Source organism: Rhizobium lentis, from assembly GCF_014200175.1.
Classification (GTDB): domain Bacteria; phylum Pseudomonadota; class Alphaproteobacteria; order Rhizobiales; family Rhizobiaceae; genus Rhizobium; species Rhizobium mulingense.
This window is the reverse complement of the sequence record NZ_JACHBD010000001.1, coordinates 67,805-88,919: the sequence shown is the minus strand read 5'-3', so window position 1 is coordinate 88,919 and position 21,115 is coordinate 67,805. Positions and strand designations below refer to the sequence as shown.

Sequence of the window (21,115 nt, the reverse complement as noted above, 5' to 3'; positions counted from 1 at the left end):
CCGCCAGCGTCTCGCTTTGCGGCAGTACGGGTGAAACTGGGGTGAGACCGGTATTTACTTAGGCAAAGTGTGACCTCGATGCGCCAAAGCTCTTCGCGTCGATTGATAACAAATGATCGACGCGGTGGGGAGGCCCGAAGAGCTCCAGGACTGAAAAGCCGCGGCGTTGCGGCATTTCTGCAACTTCGTGATGAGGTCACGAATGCGCGCAACCGCGCCTGCGCCGGCAGTCACTTGTCGCGATTGACGCTCATTTCGCCGAAAATGCGGGCAACTTCCTTCTGCAGCTCCGTGTCGGCGCCGGTGATCGGGGCAAGCTCGGGATCGCGGCGCGGCAGGTTGGCGGGCTGCGGCGTGGTCTGGCGCGGGGTCTGGTTTGCCGGGGCCGGCATGATGCGCTCGGCCGTCAGATTGTTCGCCATTTCCTGTTCCAGCACCCGCTGGAAATCACGGCGAATCGCCGCTGCCGATTGAGCAGCCGCTTCGTCCGCAGGCGTCGCGGGTGCGGTGCGCGGCGCCGGCATGTCGGGGGCGGAGACCTCGGGATCGATGCGCTGCTGCGGCAGGACCCGCTGGCGGGCGGCGTCAAGGATTTCGGCGGCACTCGCCGTATCGTGATAGGGCGCGGGCTGCGCGACCGGCGGGGCAACCGGTTGTTCCGGCGGGCGCGGCTGGAGCGGAGCCGGGCGCGGAGAATGGTCGCGTTCGGCCGACAGCGGAGCCGTCGCCGGCTCCGCCGGAAGCGGGCTGGTGGCCACCGGCGGCGGCACGGCCGGCTGGGCCGGCGGTTCGGGGCGCGGGCGCGGCTCCGGCGCGGCTGAGGCCGCGAAGGCCGGTTCAGCGGGCGGCTCGGCACGGGCTGCAAGCGGCGGACGGCTTACGGAAACGGGCGGTGTTTCGGGGCGCGGGACTGTTGCCGGCCGCTCCGCAGCCGGCTCTGGCCGTTTGACGCTTTCGGGCTGTTCGGCCGCCTCGGCCAGGATGCGGCTTTCGATGACGATGTCGGTCGGACCGCCGATCATGATCAGATGTTCGACGTCGTCACGGCGCACCAGCACCAGCCGGCGGCGGGTATCGACGGCTGCCGCATCCAGCACCTGCAGGCGGGGCTGACGGTTGCGGCCGCCGCGCACGAAGGGCGAGGGGGCGCGGCTTCGAATCAGCCAGAGTGCCAGAATGAGCAGGAGAAGCGCCAGGCCGACGCCACCGGCCGCAAGCAGGAAACGGCTGCCGTAAGCTCCGACAAGATCATCGAACATAGTCACTCACTCCATTTCGCATTCGGCACATATTGACGACTTTTCCGTTCCTTAAACAAGGGCCGAAGGTCCTGTCCAGTGACGCACGGAGGCGATTTCGTATTGTGCCGGATGACGGCTGCCGGCTTGCGCGAGGCAGATGGCGCTCTAGCCTGTGAATTCAAGCAGTCTTGCCGGTGACCGGTGTTTTTGCCGGCGTGGCAAATTGCTAAGAAGGAAAGAGTGCCTGATTCCTGCTTCGTGTTCGTGCTATGAAATGGGAAGGGCTTATGCGAGGAATACATGACGAAACCGCGTCAGGCCGACGACTATAACGCACCGCTTGTGGATCGTGGGGGGCGTTCTGGCACGGTTTTGCGCATCCTTCTGTTGGCGCTCGTGCTGATCGCGGCAGCCGGCGCCTTCGTCGTCTTCAAAAGATCACTCGACAACGAGATGGTGCTCGGCGGCCTCGGCGTGCTTGCCATGGTCGGCATCTTCTTCCTGGTGTCCTCGGTTATCGGCTTCATCGAGGTGATGCCGCAGCACCAGTCCGACAGCCTGGCGCGCGCCTTTCTCAACAGTCATCCGGACGGGACGCTGATCACCGACGACAAGGGACGGATCATCTATGCCAACGCTGCCTACGGCGCGCTGACCGGCGCGCGCAAAGCGACCGAGGTGCAGACGCTCGAAACGCTGCTGTCGCGCCATCGCGAGTCCAACGAGGCGCTCTACCGGCTGGTCAATGGTCTGCGCGAGGGCAAGGAGGGCCGTGAGGAGTTCCGTCTGCTGCGCGCCGTCGGCCCCGGCTCCAACAGCTCGGGCGCGCATTGGTACCGGCTGAAGGCGCGGCTGCTGCATCAGGAGGATAATGGCGCCAAGCCGCTTCAGATCTGGCAGATCACCGACATCACCGCCGAACGCGACGATCAGGAGCGATTTTTCAAGGAACTGCAGAACGCGATCGACTATCTCGATCACGCACCCGCCGGCTTCTTCTCCGCCGGCCGCAAGGGCGAAATCTTCTACCTGAATGCAACGCTTGCCGAGTGGCTGGGCCTCGACCTGACCAAGTTCCTGCCGGGCTCGATGTCGATCGGCGACCTGGTGGCGGGCGAGGGGCTGGCGCTGATCCAGTCGGTGCAGGCCGAACCCGGCTTGAAGAAGACCGTTACGCTCGATCTCGATCTGCGCAAGACCAACGGCCAGAGCTTGCCGGTGCAGATCATCCACAGCGTCACCTCGATGCGCGACGGCGCGCCCGGCGAAAGCCGGACGATCGTGCTGGCGCGCGAAAAGAGCAGCGAGAGCGGCCAGTCCGCTTCGGCCGCCGCCATGCGCTTCACGCGCTTCTTCAACAACACGCCGATGGCGATCGCCTCGGTCGATGGCGACGGGCGCATTCTGCGCACCAATGCGCCGTTCCTGAAGCTGTTTTCCGGCGTCGTGTCGCGCGACGATCTCGAGAAATCACCTTCTCTCGAAACCATCGTGCAGCAGAGCGACCGGCCGCAGCTGGCCGCGGCGCTGGCGGCGGCCAAGGATCGGCAGGGCGACATAGCGCCGCTCGACACCCGCACGCCGACCGACGAGGCGCGCTATTTCCGCTTCTATGTCAATGCCGTCATCGACCAGAGCGACGAGGCGCCGGAGGAGGCGGCGATCGTCTATGCGGTCGAGGTGACCGAGCAGAAGGCGCTGGAAGCGCAAATGGCGCAGACGCAGAAGATGAACGCTGTCGGAACGCTCGCCGGCGGCATCGCGCACGATTTCAACAATGTGCTGACAGCGATCCTGCTGTCGTCCGACCATCTGCTGCTGCAGGCGCGGCCCTCCGATGCGAGCTTCGCCGACCTGATGGAGATCAAGCGCAATGCCAACCGCGCCGCCGTGCTGGTGCGCCAGCTGCTTGCCTTCTCGCGCAAGCAGACGATGCGGCCCTCGGTGCTCAATCTGACGGATGTCGTCGGCGACCTGCGCATGCTGGTCGACCGGCTGCTCTCCGGCACCAACGTCAAGCTCGACGTGCAATATGGCCGCGATCTCTGGCCTGTCAAAACCGACCTGTCGCAGTTCGAGCAGGTGCTGATCAATCTCTGCGTCAATGCGCGCGATGCGATGCCGGAAGGCGGCACGCTGACGCTGCGCACCCGCAATCTGACGGCTGCCGAGGTCTCCGCCTTCAACTATTCCTACATGCCCGCCGAGGACATGGTGCTGGTCGAGGTGACCGATACCGGCACCGGCATCGCGCCTGAGATCATGGACAAGATCTTCGAACCCTTCTTCACCACCAAGGATGTCGGCAAGGGCACCGGGCTTGGCCTTGCCATGGTCTATGGCATCGTCAAGCAGTCGGGCGGCTACATCCAGCCTGAATCCGAAGTGGGCAAAGGCACGACCTTCCGCGTCTTCCTGCCGCGCCATATCCCCGAGCCTGCGGTTGCCGCCGAAGCCGGCGCGATCGATAGCGCCATTGCCGCAGTCGGCACGCCTCCCGAGGCCCCCGCCGCGCAGCAGCCCGAGGACCTGACAGGCTCTGCCGTCGTCCTGCTCGTCGAAGACGAAGAGGCGGTGCGCCGGGGCGGCAAACGGATGCTGGAAACGCGCGGCTACACCGTCCATGAGGCGGGATCGGGCGTTGAGGCACTGAGCATCATGGAAGAGCTCGAGGGCAAAGTCGACATCGTCGTTTCCGACGTCGTCATGCCGGAAATGGACGGCCCGACGCTGCTGCGTGAGCTGCGCAAGAACTATCCCGACCTGAAATTCATCTTCGTCTCCGGCTATGCCGAAGACGCCTTTGCCCGCAACCTGCCGCCGGATGCGAAATTCGGCTTCCTGCCGAAGCCGTTTTCGCTGAAACAGCTTGCTGTGGTGGTGAAAGAGACGCTGGATAGCTAGGCGCTGAAAGGCTCGGAGAGGGGGGACCACACTGCAATCTGGTAAAAAAGACAGGGCGAAGCCAGCCCGCCCTCAAAAATTACTCATCCAACGCCACGGCAATCTCCGCAGCCAGCCGCGCATTGTTCTCCACCAATGCGATATTCGTCTTGAGACTCTGGCCGTCCGTCAGATCGAAAATGGTCGAGAGCAGATAGGGTGTCACCGCCTTGCCGGTCACTTCGTCGCGCTCGGCGCTGTCGAGGGCGCGCTCGATATAGATCTCCATCTCTTCGCGCGGAATCTCGTCGGCCTCGGGCACCGGATTGGCGATCAGCATGCCACCGTCGATGCCGAGCTGTTCGCGCGTCGCCTGGAAATTGGCGATTGCCGCCGGGCTGTTCAGTGACAGCGGGCTGCGAAGCCCCGAGGAACGCGACCAGAAAGCGGGGAATTCTTCGCTCTCATAGGTGACGACGGGCACGCCGCGGGTTTCCAGGACTTCCAACGTCTTCGGAATGTCGAGGATCGCCTTGGCGCCGGCGCAGACGACGATGACGCCGGTGCGGGCCAGTTCCTCGAGATCGGCCGAGATATCGAAGCTTTCCTCGGCGCCGCGGTGCACGCCGCCGATACCGCCTGTGGCAAAGACGCGGATGCCGGCGCGCGCTGCCGCGATCATCGTCGCCGCAACCGTGGTGGCGCCGGTGCGGCGCTCGGCAATCGCAAAGGCGAGATCGGCGCGCGACACCTTCATCACGTCGGTCGCCTTGGCGAGCTGCTCGAGTTCGCCGGTTTCAAGGCCGATATGCAGCGTGCCGTGAATGACGGCGATCGTTGCCGGCACGGCACCCTGTTCGCGAATGATCGCCTCGACGCTGCGGGCCATCTCGATATTGCCGGGATAGGGCATGCCGTGGGTGATGATGGTTGATTCCAGTGCCACCAGCGGCGCGCCGCGCTGCTTGGCGCTGGCGACCTCCTTCGAATAGGCGATCTTCAGAAGAGGGGAGATGGGTTGGGTCATGATCTTGTCCTGTCGTCGATAGAGCATGATGCCGAATGTGTCGGCGGTTTTGCGACGACATCATGCTCGACTATTTCATTTGGCCGCTTCAATGCAGAATTCTGATCTGGGGAACAAGGGCAAGCGCCTCATTCAGCAGATCCGGCGTCAGATTTTCGTTGACGGCATGCGGCGACTGCACAGTCAGCGCTGCTGCCGCGGTGCCGTGGCGGACGGCTTCCTCAAGCGGCAGGCCGCGCATCAAGGCGGCGAGCGTGCCGGCGGCAAGGGAATCGCCGGCGCCGGTGACATCGGCGAGGGTCTCGGCGATCGGCGGCTGCAGCGTCACGGCACGGCCGTCGCAAAACGCGACCAGCTCGCGCTGGCCGCGGGTGACGACGGCGCTCCGGATGCCGATCTCGTTCAGAAGCGGCGGCCAGCCGCCGGCGTCTTCCGGCCGTCCACCAATAAGAGCTACGGCTTCAGCCTCGTTCAGGAACAGGTAGTCGATATCCGCGATGCAGGATTTCAGCCTGACGACCTTGGCCGGCGAAATGGCGATCGCCGCGACGGGCTTGGCCAGTGACCGTGCCTTGGCGACGATTGCAACGATCGTCTCTTCCGGCAGATTGGCATCGAAAAGGATGAGATCATGCGCGGCGAAGGCTTCGCGCACCCAGCGGATGGAAAGCCGCCGCGGCACGAAGAAGCGGTAGAGATCCATGTCGGCAAGGGCAATCACCAGGTTCCCGTCCCTCTCGATGATCGCGGTGTAGCTCGGTGTCTTGCGGTCGAGAAAAACGAAGGGCCGGTCGTTGATGCCGGCGAAATCGGCGGCTTCGCCGACCATCTGGCCGATGTGATCGCCGCCGCGCGGCGAAATCATTGTCACTTGAAAACCGAGCCTTGCAAGGTTGCGCGCCGCATTGAAGCCGCCGCCGCCCGGCTCCTCGAACCAGGTGCCGGGATTGCTGGCGCCTGGTGCCGTTTCCCCGGAAATGCGGCCGCGCCGGTCGATATGGGCGCCGCCGAGAACAAGAACCTTTTTCTTCATTTCAATTGCTTTGCGATGCCCGAAGTGCGAATCGAGATCGGTGCCTTCTGGCGCGGCAGCGCCGGCGCATCTGGCCTAAGCCGTTGCTTTGCATCGATAAAACAAATATAGAACACGGGCTGTTTTACCTTTTTCTTTCAATCGTTTGATCGCCTATTGCGAGAGTGGAACAAATGGGGTACAAACTCGACATTGCTTGGGCGGCTTCAATAACCTAAAGGTGGATCAGATGTCTCAGAATTCATTGCGGCTGGTAGAGGACAAATCGGTGGACAAAAGCAAGGCGCTTGAAGCGGCACTCTCACAGATAGAGCGGTCGTTCGGCAAGGGCTCGATCATGAAACTCGGTTCCAACGAGAATGTCATCGAAATCGAGACGATTTCGACGGGTTCGCTTGGGCTCGATATCGCGCTTGGTGTCGGCGGTCTGCCGAAGGGCCGCATCATCGAAATCTACGGGCCGGAAAGCTCGGGCAAGACGACCCTTGCGCTGCAGACCATCGCGGAATCGCAGAAGAAGGGCGGCATCTGCGCCTTTGTCGACGCCGAACATGCGCTCGATCCAGTCTATGCCCGCAAGCTGGGCGTCGATCTCCAAAACCTTCTGATCTCGCAGCCGGATACCGGCGAGCAGGCGCTTGAGATCACCGATACGCTGGTGCGCTCCGGCGCCGTCGACGTTCTGGTCGTCGACTCGGTCGCCGCATTGACGCCACGCGCCGAAATCGAAGGCGAAATGGGCGACAGCCTTCCCGGTCTGCAGGCACGCCTAATGAGCCAGGCGCTGCGCAAGCTGACCGCCTCGATCTCCAAGTCGAATACCATGGTGATCTTCATCAACCAGATCCGCATGAAGATCGGTGTCATGTTCGGTTCGCCGGAAACGACGACGGGCGGCAATGCGCTGAAATTCTATGCCTCCGTGCGCCTCGACATCCGCCGCATCGGCTCGGTCAAGGAGCGCGAAGAGGTGGTCGGCAACCAGACCCGCGTCAAGGTCGTCAAGAACAAGATGGCACCTCCGTTCAAGCAGGTCGAATTCGACATCATGTATGGCGAAGGCGTATCGAAGACCGGCGAACTCGTCGATCTCGGCGTCAAGGCCGGAATCGTGGAAAAGTCGGGCGCCTGGTTCTCCTATAACAGCCAACGTCTCGGCCAAGGCCGCGAAAACGCCAAGACCTTCCTGCGCGACAACCCGGATCTCGCCCGCGAAATCGAACTGGCGCTGCGCCAGAATGCCGGTCTCATCGCCGACCGCTTCCTGCAGAACGGCGGACCGGATGCGGATGACGGCGATGCCGCCGCGGACATGTAAGTTTCGCGCCTGATCTTATCGGATATCTCCACCGGCCGCATTCCTGATGAGAATGCGGCCGGTTTCGTTTGTCGGCTGGACAGTGGCGGAGGCGAACGTTAAAAGCCGATGGATTTGTATTTATCTGCCTCCGGCAGCATTGAAGGGCATAGAATGAGCGGCGTGAACGATATCCGGTCGACCTTCCTCGACTATTTCAAGAAGAACGGCCACGAGATCGTTCCGTCGAGCCCGCTCGTGCCGCGCAACGACCCGACGCTGATGTTCACCAATGCCGGCATGGTGCAGTTCAAGAACGTCTTCACCGGCCTGGAAAAGCGTCCTTATTCGACGGCGACGACCTCGCAGAAATGCGTGCGCGCCGGCGGCAAGCATAACGACCTCGACAATGTCGGCTATACCGCCCGCCATCTGACCTTCTTCGAAATGCTCGGCAACTTTTCGTTCGGCGACTATTTCAAGGAGAATGCGATCGAGCTTGCCTGGAAGCTCGTGACGGAAGGCTTCGACCTGCCGAAACATCGCCTGCTGGTGACCGTCTATTCCGAGGACGAGGAGGCAGCGACGCTGTGGAAAAAGATCGCCGGTTTTTCCGACGACAGAATCATCCGCATCCCGACTTCCGACAATTTCTGGCAGATGGGCGATACCGGCCCCTGCGGCCCATGCTCTGAAATCTTCATCGACCAGGGCGAGAACGTCTGGGGCGGTCCTCCCGGTTCGCCGGAAGAAGACGGCGACCGGTTCCTGGAGTTCTGGAATCTCGTCTTCATGCAGTTCGAACAGATCGAGCCGGGTGTTCGCAACCCGCTGCCGCGTCCATCGATCGATACCGGCATGGGCTTGGAGCGCATAGCCTGTGTTCTCCAGGGCGTGCAGAGCGTTTTCGACACCGATCTCTTCCGGACACTGATCGGCGGCATCGAAGATACGATGGGCGTCAAGGCAGAAGGTAGCGCCAGCCATCGGGTCATCGCCGACCACCTGCGCTCCTCGGCGTTCCTGATCGCCGACGGCGTGCTCCCGTCGAACGAGGGCCGCGGTTATGTTCTTCGCCGCATCATGCGCCGCGCCATGCGCCATGCGCAGCTGCTCGGCGCCAAGGAGCCGCTGATGTACAAGTTGCTGCCGACGTTGGTGCAGCAGATGGGCCGCGCCTATCCGGAACTGGTACGCGCCGAGGCCCTGATTTCGGAGACGCTGAAGCTGGAGGAGAACCGCTTCCGCAAGACTCTGGAACGCGGCCTGTCGCTTCTGTCGGATGCGACGACGGATCTTTCCAAGGGCGATATGCTGGATGGTGAGACCGCCTTCAAGCTCTACGACACCTACGGTTTCCCGCTCGATCTGACACAGGATGCGCTGCGTGCCCGTGAGATCGGCGTCGACATCTCCGGCTTCACTGACGCGATGCAGCGCCAGAAGGCCGAAGCCCGCTCGCACTGGGCCGGTTCCGGCGAAAAGGCGACAGAAACCGTGTGGTTCGAGCTTAGGGAAAAGCATGGCGCGACCGAATTCCTGGGCTACGACACCGAAACGGCTGAGGGCGTCGTGCAGGCGATTGTCAAGGACGGCGCGGTTTCGACCGAGGCCAAGGCCGGCGACAAGGTGCAGATCGTGGTCAGCCAGACGCCGTTCTACGGCGAATCGGGCGGCCAGATGGGCGATACCGGCGTGATCTCGTCCGACCACGGCAAGATCGAGATATCGGACACTCAGAAGAGAGGCGAGGGCCTGTTCGTGCATCTGGGTACGGTCATCGAAGGGGTGGTCAAGGATGGCGATGCTGTCGCGTTGACGGTCGATCATGCCCGCCGTTCGCGCCTGCGCGCCAATCACTCGGCGACGCACCTGCTGCATGAGGCGCTGCGCGAGGTGCTCGGCACCCATGTCGCCCAGAAGGGCTCGCTGGTCGCGCCCGAGCGCCTGCGTTTCGACGTCTCGCATCCGAAGCCGATGTCGGCCGAAGAGCTGAAGATTGTCGAGGATATGGCAAACGAGATCGTGCTGCAGAATTCGCCGGTCACCACGCGATTGATGAGCGTCGACGATGCGATCGCCGAAGGCGCGATGGCGCTGTTCGGCGAGAAATACGGCGATGAAGTCCGCGTCGTGGCGATGGGCGAGGGTGTGCGCGGCGCCAAGGCCGGCAAGCCCTATTCGATCGAACTCTGCGGCGGCACGCATGTCGAAGCCACCGGCCAGATCGGCCTGATTCGCGTTCTCGGCGAAAGTGCTGTCGGCGCCGGCGTTCGCCGCATCGAGGCCGTCACTGGGGAATCGGCGCGCGAATATCTGGCCGAACAAGACGAGCGCGTGAAGACGCTTGCCGCCTCGCTGAAAGTTCAGCCTTCGGAAGTTCTGTCGCGCGTCGAAGCGCTGATTGACGAGCGCCGCAAGCTCGAAAAGGAACTGGCCGACGCCAAGCGTAAACTCGCCATGGGCGGCGGGCAGGGCGGCTCGGGCGATGCAGTGCGCGAAGTTGCCGGTGTCAAGTTCCTCGGCAAATCGATATCGGGCGTCGATCCCAAGGATCTGAAGGGGCTTGCCGATGATGGCAAGACCAGCATCGGCTCGGGCGTGATCACTCTTATCGGCGTATCCGATGACGGCAAGGCGAGCGCGGTCGTCGCGGTGACGTCAGATCTCGTCGAGCGCTACAGCGCCGTTGATCTCGTCCGCATCGCCTCGGCCGCCCTCGGTGGCAAGGGCGGCGGCGGTCGTCCCGACATGGCGCAGGCCGGCGGTCCGGATGGATCGAAGGCCGACGAGGCGATCGAGGCGGTGGCCTTGGCTCTCGCCGGCTGAACTGACGGTTGATTCCTAAGGCGGAAGCTCGGCTCCCGCCTTAGTTTGGCTGTGAACGTTCTTTACTCGGCATTTTCCCAGAGCTCCCTCATTGCTGTGCTTGTCACAGGAATCCTGTGCGCCCAAGTTCTTGGGCGCGAAAGATTCATTCACGGCGCCGACGCGCCGTGGCTGGATTCCTGTGACGAGCACAGGAATGAGGCAGGTGAGGCGGCGTAGTAGGTAGCGACTCTTCTTCTGCCGCGTAGCGTTGGCATCCGGAGCCGGCAAGTCAGCAGGATTTGTCAAATCGGGATATGGTTCTCTGCAGCCGATCGATTTGCAATGAGGTTTGACATGAATGGCGAAACGGCATGGGCGCTGTATGAAAACCGTCTGAGACGGGTTTCGGCCTATATTCACGACCACCTCGACGAGGAGCTGGATATGGAGCGCCTGGCCGAGATTGCCTGCCTGTCGAGCTATCACTGGCACAGGATCTACCGGGCGATCTATGGCGAGACGCTGGCGGCCACCGTCAAGCGGCTGAGGCTGCATCGCGCGGCGGGCGAGATCGTCCGCACGGAGCTTGCCATCAGCGAGATTGCGAAGCGATCCGGCTATCCCAATCTCCAATCCTTCAATCGCATCTTCAAGTCGGTCTACGGCATGCCGCCGGCCCGCTACAGGAAAGAGGGAAGCCATACAGCCTTTGAACCCTCACCTAACGGAAAGACCCAAAACATGTTCGACGTTACTATACGTGTGATCGCACCGACCGAGCTGATCGGTGTCGCCCATACCGGCTCTTACATGCAGATCGGCAAAGCCTTCGAGACATTGTTCGGCACGCTTTACGCCCGCGGCCTGGCAAAGCCAGGCATGCGGATGATCGGTGTCTATCTCGACGATCCCGATATTGTGCCGGCTGCACAACTGCGGTCGATCGCCTGTGTCACCGGAACGCCCGACCTGCCGGCCGAAGCGCCGTTCGAGCGGCGCACCATCGATGCCGGCAACTATGCGGTGTTGCGCCACAAGGGACCCTATGCCGACATGCACAGGGCCTATCAGTGGCTTTATGCGGAATGGCTGCCCAAATCAGGGCGGCAGCTGAAGGACAGCGTCATGTTCGAGGAATATCTCAACAATCCGCGCGACGTGCCTCCCACCGAGCTTCTAACCGAAATCCACATGCCGCTTGCCTGACCTCGTCCCGGGGACGCGGCTGAGATACCGCGTTCTCCGTAGCTCCTTGGTTATGCATGTCGTTATCAAACGTTCAGGCCGCCTGCACGGTCTTGCCGGCCTCGTCGTCCAGGGCTTTGGCGCGCTTGCCGGCCGGACGCTCGCTGATGCGGCCGAAATAATCGATGAAGGCCTGGCGTTTTTCGATGCTGCCGAAGCTGAGGCCCCAGCCGATATGAGAGCCGACATAAACGTCGGCGGCGGTGAAGCGCTCACCGGCAATGTAGGTCGAACGGGAGACAGCGATTTCCAGCGTGTTTATGACATCGCCGAAACCACCGCAGCCAGCCATGCGCAGGCGCTCCGTCGGAATTTCGAAGCCGAGCGCCTTCATCGTCACCGCCGATTCCAGCGGGCCGGCGGCAAAGAACATCCAGCGGTAATAGGCCGCGCGCTCTTCCGGTCTTGGGGCCAGCCCCTTTTCCGGGAAGGTGTCGGCGAGGTAGGCGCAGATTGCTGCGCATTCGGTGACCACGGTGTTGCCGTGGCGGATTGCCGGAACCTTGCCCATTGGATTAAGCGAAAGATATTCAGGCGCCTTCATGGTTTCGCCGAAGGTCAGGAGTTCGGTGCGATAGGGCTGACCGATTTCCTCGAGCATCCAGCGGGCAATGCGCCCGCGTGACATCGGATTCGTGTAAAATACCAATTCTTCGGTCATGACATGCTCCTCCTGTTGCCCCTACGGCCGGCTTTGCCGTCGCCCGCAATCAATAGCGCGGCGAGGTGTTTGTGCAAGTCCGATCGTCAGAGAGCTTTGCGATACTGGATGAAGCCTGAGCGTTCGGCGGTCCGGTCGTACAGCCGCCGCGCCGTGGCATTCGTTTCGTGCGTCATCCAGTAGAGCCTGCCCGCACCGTTTGCGCGCGCAAGATCGGCGACCGCATCGATTAGTGCGGCTCCCGTGCCGAGGCCGCGCTGGCTATTTTCGACATAGAGATCCTGCAAATAGCAGGTCCATTGCGGAAGCCAGCAGGAGCGGTGAAAGATGGCATGGACGATGCCGACGAGACTGCCGTCTTCGCCGAAGGCGCCGAGTGCATGCATCGGTTCATCGGGATCGTGGAAGCGCGCCCAGGTCAGATCCGTAGTTTCGGGCGGAATGACCACCTCGTAGAAGCGCTGATATGCTTCCCATAAAGGCTCCCAAGCGGCGCGGTCGGAGGGTTCAAGCGGTCGCAGGATGGCCGTCATCGGTTCGTTCCTAAATAAGAACGGCGGGGAAATCCCCGCCGTTTCAATGCTATCCGAAAGGGCTGGCTTACGCCATTGCCTTCTGAAGGTTCTGGTCGATCTTGTCGAGGAAGGCGGTGGTCGAAAGCCACGGCTGATCGGGACCGATCAACAGCGCCAGATCCTTGGTCATGAAGCCGGATTCGACGGTGTCGACGCAGACCTTTTCCAGTGTCGAGGCGAACTTGGAGAGTTCGGCATTGTTGTCGAGCTTGGCGCGATGAGCGAGGCCGCGGGTCCAGGCGAAGATCGAGGCGATCGAGTTCGTCGAGGTTTCCTGACCCTTCTGGTGCTGGCGGTAGTGGCGGGTGACGGTGCCGTGGGCGGCTTCAGCTTCGACCGTCTTGCCGTCCGGCGTCAGCAGAACCGAGGTCATCAGGCCGAGCGAGCCGAAGCCCTGGGCAACGGTGTCGGACTGGACGTCGCCGTCATAGTTTTTGCAGGCCCAAACGTAGCCGCCCGACCACTTGAGCGCCGAGGCGACCATGTCGTCGATCAGACGGTGTTCATAGGTAATGCCGGCTTCCTTGAACTGATCCTTGAATTCGGTCTCGTAGACTTCCTCGAAGATGTCCTTGAAGCGACCGTCATAGGCCTTCAGGATGGTGTTCTTGGTGGACAGGTATACCGGCCACTTGCGCATCAGGCCGTACATCATCGAGGCGCGGGCGAATTCGCGGATCGACTCGTCCAGGTTGTACATGGCCATGGCAACGCCGGCGCCCGGCGCGTTGAAGACTTCCTTCTCGATGACGGTGCCATCTTCGCCGACGAACTTGATCGTCAGCTTGCCCTTGCCGGGGAATTTGAAATCGGTGGCGCGGTACTGGTCGCCGAAGGCATGGCGGCCGACGACGATCGGCTGCGTCCAGCCGGGAACGAGGCGCGGCACGTTGCGGCAAATGATCGGCTCGCGGAAGATGACGCCGCCGAGGATGTTGCGGATCGTGCCGTTCGGGCTCTTCCACATTTCCTTGAGGTTGAATTCCTTGACGCGGGCTTCATCCGGGGTGATCGTCGCGCACTTGATGCCGACGCCGTACTTCTTGATGGCGTTGGCGGCGTCGACGGTGACCTGGTCGTTGGTGGCGTCGCGGTTTTCGACCGAGAGGTCGTAATAGTCGATGTCGAGGTCGAGATACGGATGGATCAGCTTATCCTTGATGAGCTGCCAGATGATGCGCGTCATTTCATCGCCGTCGAGATCGGCGACGGGATTGGCGACCTTGATCTTGTTCATGTATCTGCCTCGTTCGAGCTTGAAGGGGACAAGCGTCCCAGGTGGGTGACGTGATGAGGAGCGCTATAGCATTGTGAACCAGGAACGCAAAGCTGCAACGGCTTTTACAATGCGTTTTTGCCGCCATTGCCAAGCGCTGAAATCTGGCTAGAACAGGATGATTTTAGGCCGGATCGGCCTAAAATCATCCTGTTCTAAATTAAAGAGTTAGAGCATGATGTTGTCCGAAAACCGCTCACACTTTTCGGCATCATGCTCTGTGTCCGCCTTGATTTGCCCGCCCCGGAACATTCGACCATGAAGACAATCGCCGTTGTTATCGCAAGCCTTATCGGCTTTTCAGGCGCTGCCCATGCGGCCGATGCCACCGCTCCCGTGCAGGAGATCATGGACGCGACCAAGAGAAACTGGGCCGACAACAACAGCGACTGGACCGACATTTTCGATGCGAGCCGGCTCGATCGTCTCTACAGCAAGGACTTCGCCGCCAGATACCAGGCGGCTGCGCAATTTCCCGCCGTTGACGACGACGGCATATCGCCCTTCGACTACGACGTCATCGTCAACGGCCAGGATGCATGCCCGCTGGAGGATCTGACGATGGCGGCGGCGCCCCCGGTCAACGGGATGACCGAGGTCACGGTGCGCTTCAGGAAATCCGCCTGTTCGGAAGCGCCTGATGCCAAGGACTTTACGACCGTTCGCTTCGAGGTGGTCGAGGAGGCCGGCCAGCCGGTGATCGACGATATCGTCAGCGAGAATATCGAAACGCAGGCCCACGATTCCCTGAAGGCGACGATGGCGCTGATTGCCAAAGGCCAATAGGCGCGCGACATTCGGAAACGTCGGGATCCGATCCAGGACGGCTCGCTTTCGCCAGGCATGGGCCTATTTGTCGATCCTTCCGCGGCATGAGGGGTTTTGCATTTGTTTTCCGGCTTTCAGGCTCGCGACTGGTTGCTTGCCAACGATCCGGCACTTTCGCGCTTGCGCATGGCGCTGCGGGTGACGCTGACGATCACTTTCTGCTTTTTGGTCCTCCTTGCCATCGACATGTTCATCCTGCCGTTGCCGACCGCGGCCTTCGGCCTCGGCATCGTGCTGTCGATCGAAGGCGGCGTGGCGGTGCGCGACAAGGGCAGTTCCCGCCAGCTGGTAACGCGGCTTTTCGGATGTGCCGCCAGCCTTGCTGTCGTCGGCATTGCGGCGGGGCTCGAAGATCGCCGCTTTCTCTCCGATCTCGTCTTCCTCGTGGTGATCGCGCTCGCATCGGCCGGACGGGTGTTCGGGCCGCGCGGCTTTGCCATCGGCATGTTCGCGTTCACCTCTTATTTCATGGGCGCCTATTTCCGGCCGCAGCTCGCTGAACTGCCGGCGGTGGCGATCGGCCCCGTCGTCGCGGTGCTTGTCGGCCATCTGGTGAGGGCAGTGCTGCTGCCCGACGATTGGCGGCGCGACCTGCTGCGTTCGCTCGAAAGTGTCAGGGGCCGGATCAACCAGATCCTCTTCAAGCTGGCCGCCATCGCCGGCGGCGCCGAGATTGGTGAAGCCGACCGGCAGGAACTGCGCCAGCTGGAAGACCGGCTGAAGGAAGTGGTGCTGATGGCGGAGACCTTCATCCCGCGCCCGCCGGCCGGCGTCTTTGACGCCACCGCCGACCCCGCCGCCGAACTGGCGATCCGGCTCTTCGACGCGCATCTAGCGGCCGAGAGTGCGATCGTGCTGAGTTTTCAGAGCCCGCCGCCTTTCGCGCTCATTCACGCGGTGATCGAAGCCGACAAGGCCGCGCTCGCCACCTATGAAGGGATGGCGGAAGCCGCCAGGGACGCGCCGCAGGGCGAGACGGTGCGGGCGCTGCTCTGGCTCGGCGAGGCGCAGCAGCAACTGACGCAGGCGATCGACACGGGGCGGGCCTCCGGCTTTTCCGGCATCGATACAGTCAAGGACACGGCGCAACCCCAGGCGATTGACTTTTCATTTGCCAATCCGCTGCTGCGGTCGGTGCTGCAGATCACGATCGCGTCGGCGATCGCCATGAGCTTCGGACTGCTCTTGTCGCGCGAGCGCTGGTTCTGGGCGGTGCTTGCTTCCTTCCTCGTCTTCACCAACACCACTTCGCGCGGCGACACCGCGATGAGGGCGCTGTCGCGCTCGCTCGGGACCGTGTTCGGGATTGCGATCGGGCTTGTGCTGGCAACGCTGATTTCAGGCGAGCCTGATATCGCCATCCCGGTTGCCGCCGTCTGTATTTTCCTCGCTTTCTATTTTCTGCAGGTTTCCTATGCGACCATGACCTTCTTCATCTCGATCGTGCTCTGCCTGGTCTACGGCATGACGGGCGTGCTGACGCTCGATCTCTTGAAGCTGCGCATCGGCGAGACCCTTATCGGTGCGGTGGTGGGAACGGCGGTCGCCTTCATCGTCTTTCCCACGCGCACGCGCAGCACGCTCGATTCCGCGATTGCCCGCTGGTTCCAGGCGCTGCGCGATCTGCTTGGCGCCCTCAGTGAGGGCAAGAGCGGTTTCGAGCTGATGGCGCTGTCGCAGAAGATCGATGGCTGCTACCGTGATGTAACGGTGGCGGCGCGGCCACTCGGCTCTTCCTGGTCGGTGGTGACGCGGCCCGGCCGGATCCGCCAGACTCTGGCGATCTTCCTGTCCTGCACCTACTGGGCGCGTATCCTGGCGAAAAATTATGAAGCGCCGGCCGCCGACGACAATCTGAACAGGCTGATCGCGGCGGACCTGGCGCTGATCGACAAGGCCGCCGCGCGCAGATCGAGCTGCTTCCTGATCAAGCGCAAGGCATCGCGGACGACAGGACGACATCTGCCGTTGTCGCGCGAAGGCGCCAGGCTGGGGCTCGAAATGATCGGTTCGGCGCTGGAAAGGCTCTATCCGCAGGCCGACGTCTTGCCGTTTGCTGCGGACGAGGCTATTGCGCGCTCAAAACAAGGATGAGACCATGGCGGGCACGAACAGCGAGCGTCAACTTCTGGCCGAGGGGCCGGCCATCATTCTGGTCGAGCCGCAGATGGGCGAGAATATCGGCATGGTGGCGCGCGCCATGGCAAATTTCGGGCTTGCCGAACTGCGCCTCGTCAATCCGCGTGACGGCTGGCCGAACGAGAAGGCGCAGGCGACGGCCTCCAAGGCCGATCATGTGATCGCGGCGACGAAGGTCTACGATACGCTGGAGCAGGCGATTGCCGATCTCAATTTCGTCTATGCGACGACGGCGCGCGAGCGCGACGGTTTCAAGCCGGTGCGTTCGCCGGTCGTCGCCGCCGAGACGCTGCGATCGAGGTTTCGTGCGGGCGAGGGGACCGGCATCCTCTTCGGGCGCGAGCGCTGGGGGCTGACCAATGAGGAAGTGGCGCTTGCCGACGAGATCGTCACCTTTCCCGTCAACCCGGCCTTCGCCTCGCTGAACATAGCCCAGGCCGTGCTGCTGATGTCCTATGAATGGATGAAATCCGGCATGGAGGATATCGGCGCCGTGCCGTTCCAGGCGATGGAACAGAAGCCCTCGACCAAGGAACAGCTCTTCGGGCTGTTCGATCAGCTGGAAGAGGCGCTCGATGCCCGCGGATATTTCCATCCTGCCGGGAAAAAGCCAAAAATGGTCGACAACCTGCGTGCCGTTCTATCCCGCCGGGCTTTCACGGAGCAGGAAATCAGCGTGCTGCGCGGCGTCATCTCTTCCCTCGACCGCTTCTCGCGCAAGAGCCCGCGCGGCGGCAGGTTCCCGACATCGGCCAAGGAAACACCGCCAGATGACAGCGACGACGCGTGAGCTGAAACCCATCCTTCTCTTCGACTCCGGCATCGGCGGGCTGACCGTGCTGCGCGAGGCGCGCGTGCTGATGCCGGAGCGCGGCTTCATCTACGTCGCCGACGATGCCGGCTTTCCCTATGGTGGCTGGGAGGAACAGGCGCTGAAGGAGCGTGTGATCGGGCTCTTCGGCCGGCTGCTCGCGGAGCACGACCCCGAAGTCTGCATCGTTGCCTGCAACACCGCCTTTACCCTCGTCGGCGCCGATCTGCGCGCCGCCTTTCCGCAGATGACCTTCGTCGGCACCGTGCCGGCTATCAAGCCGGCGGCGGAGCGGACGCGCTCTGGCCTCGTCTCGGTGCTCGCAACGCCGGGAACGGTGAAGCGGGCCTATACACGCGATCTCATCCAGTCCTTCGCGCAGCAATGCCATGTCCGTCTCGTCGGCTCGCAGAACCTGGCGCGCATGGCCGAAGCCTATATTCGCGGCGACGCCGTCTCCGACGACGCGGTGCTGGCCGAAATCGACCAGTGTTTCGTCGAGAAGGATGGTCAGAAGACAGATATCGTCGTGCTTGCCTGCACGCATTATCCTTTCATGGCCAATCTTTTCCGGCGGATTGCGCCGTGGCCGGTCGACTGGCTTGATCCGGCCGAAGCGATCGCGCGCCGCGCCCGCACGCTGGTTCCGCTGGTTGCCGATGCCGTGCATCCCGACAATTTCGACTTCGCCGTGTTTACCTCAGGCCAGCAGGATTTCGCCACGCGGCGGCTGATGCAGGGATTCGGCTTGAGGGCATGAGGGGAATTGTCCTGTGGGTTGGCGAAATCCGGCCCTGAAAATCAGCAGATTCTTTGATAGACGGGGCGTTGCCGTTTCGGAAGAATGGTGCTTCGTTCATGTGAGTCTTTTCGTCGCGAGGATCGGCATTGCAGGTTGGTATCGATATGGGATTGGCGTCCGGCAACCCGGCGACGCTCGATATCGAGGAGCTGCTGGCGACCCGCCTGCTCGTGCAGGGCAATTCCGGATCGGGAAAGTCACATCTCCTGCGCCGTTTGCTCGAGCAATCCGCGCAATGGGTGCAGCAGGTCATCATCGATCCCGAAGGTGATTTCGTCACCCTCAGCGACAAGTTCGGCCATATCGTCGTCGATGGCGAGCGCACCGAGGCGGAGCTGGCAGGTATCGCCAACCGTATCCGCCAGCATCGGGTGTCCTGCGTGTTGACGTTGGAAGGACTCGACATCGAGCAGCAGATGCGTGCCGCTGCCGCCTTCCTCAACGGCATGTTCGATGCCGATCGGGAATACTGGTATCCCGTTCTCGTCGTCGTCGACGAGGCGCAGATGTTCGCGCCTTCGGTCGGCGGCGATGTCTCGGAAGATGCACGCAAGATGTCGCTCGGGGCGATGACCAACCTGATGTGCCGCGGCCGCAAGCGCGGGCTTGCCGGGGTGATCGCCACGCAGCGGCTTGCCAAACTCGCCAAGAACGTCGCGGCCGAGGCCTCGAACTTCCTGATGGGCCGCACCTTTCTCGATATCGACATGGCGCGCGCCGCCGACCTGCTCGGTATGGACCGGCGTCAGGCCGAGATGTTTCGCGATCTAAAACGCGGCAATTTCGTTGCTCTCGGACCGGCGCTGTCGCGCCGGCCGCTGCCGATCCAGATCGGCGCGGTGGAAACATCGGCGCGCTCCTCCAGCCCGAAGCTGATGCCGCTGCCGGATGCGCCGCAGGATGTCGAGGACCTGATCTTCACGCCCGATCCGGAGGAGTTCCAGCGTGCGCCCGTGCGCCGCGCGCCGCCGGCGCCGCGGCCGACCACCGATATACTGGCGGAGCTCTCACGCTCGACGCCGGCGGCGTCGCCTGCGCCCGTCGAGGCGAGGGCGAGCCAGGTGGAAATCTCCGCCGAGGAGCGGGAGGAACGCCTCGCCGGCGTGCTTGCCGAAATACTCGACGATCCCACCTCCGCTTTCCGCACCGATGCCGTGCTCTATCAGGATTTTCTCGTGCGGCTGCGCATGCGCCGCGTGCCGGGACCGCCGATCGCATTGCCGGATTTCCGCCGGCGCGTGGCGATCTCCCGCTCCGGTGTCGACGCGGCGACAGCGGCGAGCGATGAATGGGCGACGGCCTTGTCGCTGTCCGCAAGCGTCACCGACGATCTGCAGGGCGTCTTTCTGATGCTCGCCAAGGCGGCCGTCTGCGGCGAACCGTGCCCGTCCGACGCGCGCATCGCCCGTGCCTATGGCACCCACTCGGCGCGGCGCGCCCGCCGCCTGCTCGGTTATTTCGAGGAGCAGGGGATCGTCGTCGTGCACACGGATTTCTCCGGCAAACGTATCGTGGCTTTCCCCGACATGAATTGCCAGACCGCACCCGGTGATGCGAACGCACCTGATACCGGCGATCAGCCGTTGGCTGCGGAATAGTCGCGCTTTCGGGCTTTGGCGCAGTTGACATTTTCATGACGGGCCTCTAAAGACCGCGCCAAGCACCGGGCAGCAATGTCCGGTGTTTCATTTGACATGTCCCGTGGATCGTTTCTGTTCGCGTAACCGAAACATCCTGTCAGGTCTCGGAAGAGATCAGAGGAGGGCGTGTTTCCTTCGCGCGGTTTGGCAACAAACCGCCATAAACCTTTGAAAGGAAATACGATGAGCAAGCGCGAATCGTCCAAGTACAAAATTGACCGCCGTATGGGCGAAAACATCTGGGGCCGTCCGAAGTCCCCGGTGAACCGCCGCGAATACGGCCCGGGCCAGCACGGCCAGCGTCGCAAGGGCAAGCTTTCGGACTTCGGTGTGCAGCTGCGCGCCAAGCAGAAGCTCAAGGGCTATTATGGCGACCTGCGCGAAAAGCAGTTCCGCGCGATCTTCGCCGAAGCCGCCCGCCGCAAGGGTGACACTTCCGAAAACCTGATCGGCCTTCTGGAATCCCGCCTCGACGCGATCGTCTATCGCGCCAAGTTCGTTCCGACGGTCTTTGCTGCCCGTCAGTTCGTCAACCATGGCCACGTCACCGTCAACGGTATTCGCGTCAACATCGGTTCCTATCGCTGCAAGGCCGGCGATGTCATCGAAGTTCGCGAGAAGTCGAAGCAGCTGGTGACCGTTCTGGAAGCCGTCAGCCTCGCCGAGCGCGACGTTCCCGACTATATCGAAGTCGATCACAACAAGATGGTCGCCACGTATGGTCGCGTTCCGACGCTCAGCGACGTTCCGTTCCCCGTTGTCATGGAACCGCATCTGGTCGTCGAATTCTATTCGCGCTAAGAAGAACCAGGCGTTTTCGCTTATGGAAAAGCCGCTCTTTCGGGC

16 protein-coding genes are annotated in these 21,115 nt (G+C 62.4%); 10 read left to right on the top strand and 6 right to left on the bottom strand.

Annotation, left to right across the window (positions count from 1 at the left end; translation table 11 throughout):
• Nucleotides 1-230 precede the first annotated feature (230 nt).
• Complete coding sequence (locus GGI60_RS00440; protein ID WP_183913527.1) at nucleotides 231-1,259, bottom strand: flagellar biosynthetic protein FliO; 1,029 nt, start codon at nucleotides 1,257-1,259, stop codon at nucleotides 231-233.
• A gap of 282 nt (nucleotides 1,260-1,541) precedes the next feature.
• On the opposite strand from GGI60_RS00440, the gene cckA reads away from it, so the two are divergent.
• Nucleotides 1,542-4,145: a cell cycle histidine kinase CckA gene (cckA, locus tag GGI60_RS00435; RefSeq protein WP_183913529.1), complete on the top strand. Its 2,604-nt coding sequence runs from the start codon at nucleotides 1,542-1,544 to the stop codon at nucleotides 4,143-4,145.
• A 79-nt stretch (nucleotides 4,146-4,224) separates the two neighbouring features.
• Here cckA and GGI60_RS00430 read toward each other — a convergent pair whose 3' ends face one another.
• A complete protein-coding gene (locus tag GGI60_RS00430; RefSeq protein WP_183913531.1) occupies nucleotides 4,225-5,151 on the bottom strand; it encodes a pseudouridine-5'-phosphate glycosidase in 927 nt (308 codons plus the stop codon).
• Between the two features lie 88 nt (nucleotides 5,152-5,239).
• Entirely contained in the window at nucleotides 5,240-6,184 is a 945-nt protein-coding gene (locus GGI60_RS00425; protein ID WP_183913533.1) for a carbohydrate kinase family protein, read from the bottom strand.
• 229 nt (nucleotides 6,185-6,413) lie between these two features.
• Here GGI60_RS00425 and recA point away from each other — a divergent pair, with 229 nt between their 5' ends.
• From recA to GGI60_RS00410, 3 genes are all read left to right on the top strand, one after another.
• Complete coding sequence (gene recA / locus GGI60_RS00420; RefSeq protein ID WP_064685493.1) at nucleotides 6,414-7,502, top strand: recombinase RecA; 1,089 nt, start codon at nucleotides 6,414-6,416, stop codon at nucleotides 7,500-7,502.
• Between the two features lie 153 nt (nucleotides 7,503-7,655).
• Entirely contained in the window at nucleotides 7,656-10,310 is a 2,655-nt protein-coding gene (alaS, locus tag GGI60_RS00415) for an alanine--tRNA ligase (protein ID WP_183913535.1), read from the top strand.
• Between the two features lie 336 nt (nucleotides 10,311-10,646).
• Nucleotides 10,647-11,498: a GyrI-like domain-containing protein gene (locus tag GGI60_RS00410; protein WP_183913537.1), complete on the top strand. Its 852-nt coding sequence runs from the start codon at nucleotides 10,647-10,649 to the stop codon at nucleotides 11,496-11,498.
• A 73-nt stretch (nucleotides 11,499-11,571) separates the two neighbouring features.
• Here the strand turns inward: GGI60_RS00410 and GGI60_RS00405 are convergent, their stop codons facing one another.
• The 3 genes from GGI60_RS00405 to GGI60_RS00395 form a co-directional block, all read right to left on the bottom strand.
• Nucleotides 11,572-12,198 carry a glutathione S-transferase family protein gene (locus GGI60_RS00405; protein WP_183913539.1) on the bottom strand — a complete coding sequence of 209 codons (627 nt, stop codon included), beginning with the start codon at nucleotides 12,196-12,198 and terminating at the stop codon, nucleotides 11,572-11,574.
• Between the two features lie 86 nt (nucleotides 12,199-12,284).
• Nucleotides 12,285-12,731: a GNAT family N-acetyltransferase gene (locus GGI60_RS00400; protein WP_183913541.1), complete on the bottom strand. Its 447-nt coding sequence runs from the start codon at nucleotides 12,729-12,731 to the stop codon at nucleotides 12,285-12,287.
• 67 nt (nucleotides 12,732-12,798) lie between these two features.
• Entirely contained in the window at nucleotides 12,799-14,010 is a 1,212-nt protein-coding gene (locus tag GGI60_RS00395) for an NADP-dependent isocitrate dehydrogenase (RefSeq protein WP_183913543.1), read from the bottom strand.
• A 297-nt stretch (nucleotides 14,011-14,307) separates the two neighbouring features.
• Here GGI60_RS00395 and GGI60_RS00390 point away from each other — a divergent pair, with 297 nt between their 5' ends.
• The 6 genes from GGI60_RS00390 to rpsD all read left to right on the top strand — a co-directional run bounded on the left by GGI60_RS00390 (nucleotide 14,308) and on the right by rpsD (nucleotide 21,070).
• Nucleotides 14,308-14,835, top strand: coding sequence for a hypothetical protein (locus GGI60_RS00390; RefSeq protein ID WP_183913545.1), 528 nt, complete (start codon nucleotides 14,308-14,310; stop codon nucleotides 14,833-14,835).
• Nucleotides 14,836-14,931: 96 nt separating this feature from the next.
• Nucleotides 14,932-16,971 (top strand): FUSC family protein, encoded by a 2,040-nt coding sequence (locus GGI60_RS00385; protein ID WP_183913547.1) that lies wholly within the window; start codon nucleotides 14,932-14,934, stop codon nucleotides 16,969-16,971.
• A gap of 4 nt (nucleotides 16,972-16,975) precedes the next feature.
• On the top strand, nucleotides 16,976-17,806 hold the full coding sequence (locus GGI60_RS00380; protein WP_183913549.1) for an RNA methyltransferase: 831 nt from the start codon (nucleotides 16,976-16,978) through the stop codon (nucleotides 17,804-17,806).
• Nucleotides 17,787-18,587 carry a glutamate racemase gene (gene murI, locus GGI60_RS00375; RefSeq protein ID WP_183913550.1) on the top strand — a complete coding sequence of 267 codons (801 nt, stop codon included), beginning with the start codon at nucleotides 17,787-17,789 and terminating at the stop codon, nucleotides 18,585-18,587. The genes GGI60_RS00380 and murI overlap by 20 nt, the downstream gene beginning before the upstream one ends.
• Before the next feature lie 128 nt (nucleotides 18,588-18,715).
• Complete coding sequence (locus GGI60_RS00370; protein WP_183913552.1) at nucleotides 18,716-20,227, top strand: ATP-binding protein; 1,512 nt, start codon at nucleotides 18,716-18,718, stop codon at nucleotides 20,225-20,227.
• 225 nt (nucleotides 20,228-20,452) lie between these two features.
• A complete protein-coding gene (rpsD, locus tag GGI60_RS00365; protein WP_183913554.1) occupies nucleotides 20,453-21,070 on the top strand; it encodes a 30S ribosomal protein S4 in 618 nt (205 codons plus the stop codon).
• The last annotated feature ends 45 nt before the right edge of the window (nucleotides 21,071-21,115 follow it).